The sequence below is a fragment of the Pseudomonas sp. Sample_24 genome (assembly GCF_004307605.1).
In the GTDB taxonomy this organism is placed as follows: Bacteria; Pseudomonadota; Gammaproteobacteria; order Pseudomonadales; family Pseudomonadaceae; genus Aquipseudomonas.
Genome location: NZ_RCNW01000371.1, coordinates 1 through 3,292, shown reverse-complemented (window position 1 = coordinate 3,292; position 3,292 = coordinate 1). Strand labels below are relative to the sequence as shown.

The window sequence follows — 3,292 nt, the reverse complement described above, 5'->3', positions numbered from 1 at the left end:
AGGGCCATGGCGATCTGGTCGAACGCGCCTCGCGCCTGTTCGATCACGTGATCATTGCTGTCGCCGCCAGCCCGAAGAAAAACCCGCTGTTTCCCCTGGAACAGCGCGTGGAGCTGGCCCGCGAGGTCACCAAGCATTTGCCGAACGTTGAAGTCGTCGGCTTCTCGACCCTGTTGGCGCATTTCGCCAAAGAGCAGAACGCCAATGTGTTCCTGCGTGGTTTGCGCGCGGTGTCGGACTTCGAATACGAGTTCCAGCTGGCCAACATGAACCGCCAGTTGGCCCCGGATGTGGAAAGCCTGTTTCTTACCCCGTCCGAGCGCTATTCGTTCATTTCCTCGACACTGGTCCGTGAAATCGCTGCCTTGGGCGGCGATATCACCAAATTCGTCCACCCGGCAGTGGCGGATGCACTGACCGAGCGCTTCAAGAAGTAGGAGCTGCCGCGGGCTGCGATCTTTTGCACTTGATCGCGCTTGCGTGCACTGCGCACGCCAATGCGGCACAATTACCCGCATTGATTTTTTGCGCCCGGGCTTGCCGCCCCGGCTGGAGTTAGCATGTCCCTGATCATCACCGACGATTGCATCAATTGCGACGTCTGCGAACCCGAGTGTCCGAACGCCGCCATTTCCCAGGGCGAAGAGATCTACGTGATCGACCCGAACCTGTGCACCCAGTGTGTCGGCCACTACGACGAACCACAGTGCCAGCAGGTTTGCCCGGTGGATTGCATCCCGCTGGACGAAGCGCATCCGGAGACTGAAGAGCAGTTGATGGAGAAGTACCGCAAGATTACCGGCAAGGCTTGAGACATTTGGCGTCTTTCAGGACGCCTTCGCGGGCAAGCCTCGCTACTACAGTCGTGTGATCGTTGTAGGAGCGAGGCTTGCCCGCGAAGCTTTTCAAGGCCTCACTCCTGCCGCTCAAACCCTTCCCCGATACACCCCAGGCACCGCACGAACGCCGCTTTCGCCGGGTCCACCACCAACGCCTGCCCCGCATCGCCCACTCCGCCGCCCAATGCGGTAAACGGTAGCGACACCACAAACACGCCGGCGCCGATCACTGTGGCGGCGACCAGTAACGGCCGGGCAATCAACAGGTCGCCAATCATCGCGTATGCCGGTGGGTTCTGGATGGTGTAGAGCGGATCCCCGCTGCCGCTGCTGGCACCGGCTGATGCAACGAAGCTCAGCATCGACGCGACGGCAAGGGTTCGAAACAGGTTCATGGCTCGGTCCTTCGGCTAGACAGTCGGAACACTGACTATAGACCGTAAGGCATTCAGCTCTGGCAGCGTGGGCAAAAGACGCTGGCGCGCTGCCCGAGTTTCACTTCTCGCAACGGCGTGCCACAGACTTTGCAAGGCTCGGTGCCACGGCCGTAGACAAACAATTCCTGCTGGAAATACCCCGGCTGGCCATCACCGCCAATAAAATCACGCAGTGTAGTGCCGCCGCGCTCGATGGCCGCAGCGAGAATGCGCTTGATCTCGATCGCCAGCTTCAGATAACGCGCCCGGGAAATGCCTTTGGCCTCTCGACGTGGGTCGATCCCGGCGGCGAACAAGGCTTCGGTCGCATAGATGTTGCCGACACCGACCACCACCGCGTTGTCCATGATGAACGGCTTGACCGCCATCGAACGGCCACGGGACAACTGGAACAACCGCTCACCGTCGAACAGGTCAGTCAACGGCTCCGGTCCCAGGCGAATCAACAGTTCATGGTTGAGCGGGTCGAGGCTCCAGAGCATCGCGCCAAACCGACGCGGGTCGGTGTAGCGCAGGGCCAGGCCCGACTCCAGTTCGATATCCACGTGCTCATGCTTGGCCGCCGGCAGGCCGACCTCTACCAGACGCAAATTCCCCGACATGCCCAAGTGGCTGATCAAGGTTCCGACCTCGGCGTTGATCAGCAGGTACTTGGCGCGTCGCTCCACCAGCACGATCCGCTGGCCGGACAAGCGCACGTCGAGGTCCTCGGGAATCGGCCAACGCAGGCGCCGGTCGCGCACGATCACCCGGATGACGCGCTGGCCTTCCAGGTGCGGCGCAATGCCACGGCGGGTGGTTTCGACTTCTGGCAGTTCAGGCATGGTGCTCTCTTGGAGGAAGAAAATCCGACAATCAGCGGTGCGCGCCGAGGTCGCGAATCGTCTGCTTGAGGGTCTCGAAGTCGTAGTCCGAGAGACCGACATAATCGAGCACCAACGCCGCGATGCTGTCCCACTCGTGATCTTCGGTCTGGTTGCCCAGCACGCGATAGGAAGCGCAAATATGCTCGGCCATCTTCAGGATCGCCAGCAGGTTCTTCAGCGAACTGTTGCGCGACGATTCATCGCTGAAGATCGCCAGGGCATTGTGGTGATTGGCGATGGCCGTGCTCACGTGTTCCGGCAGGCGCCAGGACTTGGCCGTGTAATAACCCACCACGGCATGGTTGGTGTTGAATTCCCGATTCTCCGTGTCCACGACGCGGCACTCGGCCCCGGCACTGGCATAGGCCTGCTCCAGAACGCCCATGTAGTCGGGGAACCGCTGAAGCATCAGCGGCACGCCACAATCATGGAACAAGCCCAGGGCGTAGGCTTCATCGCCGTTCTGGATACCGATGCGCTTGGCCAGGGTCAGGCAGGTCATCGCCACGTCCTGGGCGGTGTCCCAGAAGCGGTTCAAGGTGACGATGGTGTCATCATTCATCTCGCCCTTGATCGACTGCGCGTTGATCAGGTTGATGATCGAGCGGCTGCCCAGCAAATTCACCGCCCGCTGGATCGAGGCAATCTTGTTGCTCAGACCGTAATACGGTGAATTGACGATCTTCAACAGCGATCCAGAGAGGCCAGGGTCCTGGGAGATCAGCTTCGCGATCACCTCCAGATCCGGGTCGGGCATGTACTGCTCCATCTGCAGATCAACCATGATCTGCGGTTGAGCCGGCACACTGATGCCTTGCAGGGACTGCTGGATTTGTTCGGGAGTCAGCTCTTGGGACATAAGTACACACTCTGGGTGAGGCGCCGATTCTAGCTTCTAAAAGTTGGATCCGACACCTTGGACGGCCCGATCACTGAAGTTTCATCCAATCACTGGCGGATCACCGCATGTCCATCCGTCGCGCCGTGGCTCTGCGCAACACGCTATACTCCCGCTCTTTTTTCCGGAGCGACGACATGTCCCTGCCTAGCCTGCGCCTCAAAGCCAATGCCGACCGTCGTCTGCGCAACGGTCATTTGTGGGTCTACAGCAACGAAATCGATGTAGCCGCCACGCCTTTGCACGGTTTCA

At 60.2% G+C, this 3,292-nt stretch carries 6 protein-coding genes; 3 read left to right on the top strand and 3 right to left on the bottom strand.

Annotated features, from left to right (window positions below):
- A partial coding sequence (gene coaD, locus D8V06_RS21200) for a pantetheine-phosphate adenylyltransferase (RefSeq protein ID WP_130931725.1) occupies positions 1 to 437 on the top strand: 437 nt, incomplete at its 5' end.
- A 123-nt stretch (positions 438 to 560) separates the two neighbouring features.
- Positions 561 to 812 (top strand): YfhL family 4Fe-4S dicluster ferredoxin, encoded by a 252-nt coding sequence (locus tag D8V06_RS21195; protein ID WP_003195146.1) that lies wholly within the window; start codon positions 561 to 563, stop codon positions 810 to 812.
- A gap of 101 nt (positions 813 to 913) precedes the next feature.
- On the opposite strand, the gene D8V06_RS21190 is transcribed toward D8V06_RS21195, so the two are convergent.
- Genes D8V06_RS21190 through D8V06_RS21180 form a run of 3 tightly spaced genes read right to left on the bottom strand, consistent with a single transcriptional unit; the run spans position 914 to position 2,947 of the window.
- Complete coding sequence (locus D8V06_RS21190) at positions 914 to 1,234, bottom strand: hypothetical protein (RefSeq protein WP_056854005.1); 321 nt, start codon at positions 1,232 to 1,234, stop codon at positions 914 to 916.
- Between the two features lie 53 nt (positions 1,235 to 1,287).
- Positions 1,288 to 2,100, bottom strand: a complete 813-nt coding sequence (mutM, locus tag D8V06_RS21185) for a bifunctional DNA-formamidopyrimidine glycosylase/DNA-(apurinic or apyrimidinic site) lyase (protein ID WP_130931724.1) — start codon at positions 2,098 to 2,100, stop codon at positions 1,288 to 1,290.
- A gap of 31 nt (positions 2,101 to 2,131) precedes the next feature.
- Positions 2,132 to 2,947 (bottom strand): HDOD domain-containing protein, encoded by an 816-nt coding sequence (locus D8V06_RS21180; protein ID WP_162250575.1) that lies wholly within the window; start codon positions 2,945 to 2,947, stop codon positions 2,132 to 2,134.
- A 230-nt stretch (positions 2,948 to 3,177) separates the two neighbouring features.
- On the opposite strand from D8V06_RS21180, the gene D8V06_RS30445 reads away from it, so the two are divergent.
- Positions 3,178 to 3,292 (top strand): hypothetical protein (locus D8V06_RS30445; RefSeq protein ID WP_177434464.1); only part of this gene is annotated, 115 nt, incomplete at its 3' end.

Coding starts and splice junctions, on each gene's coding strand:
- D8V06_RS21195 (WP_003195146.1), top strand. CDS start 561: ATGTCCCTGATCATCACCGACGATTGCATCAATTGCGACGTCTGCGAA.
- mutM (WP_130931724.1), bottom strand. CDS start 2,100: ATGCCTGAACTGCCAGAAGTCGAAACCACCCGCCGTGGCATTGCGCCG.
- D8V06_RS21190 (WP_056854005.1), bottom strand. CDS start 1,234: ATGAACCTGTTTCGAACCCTTGCCGTCGCGTCGATGCTGAGCTTCGTT.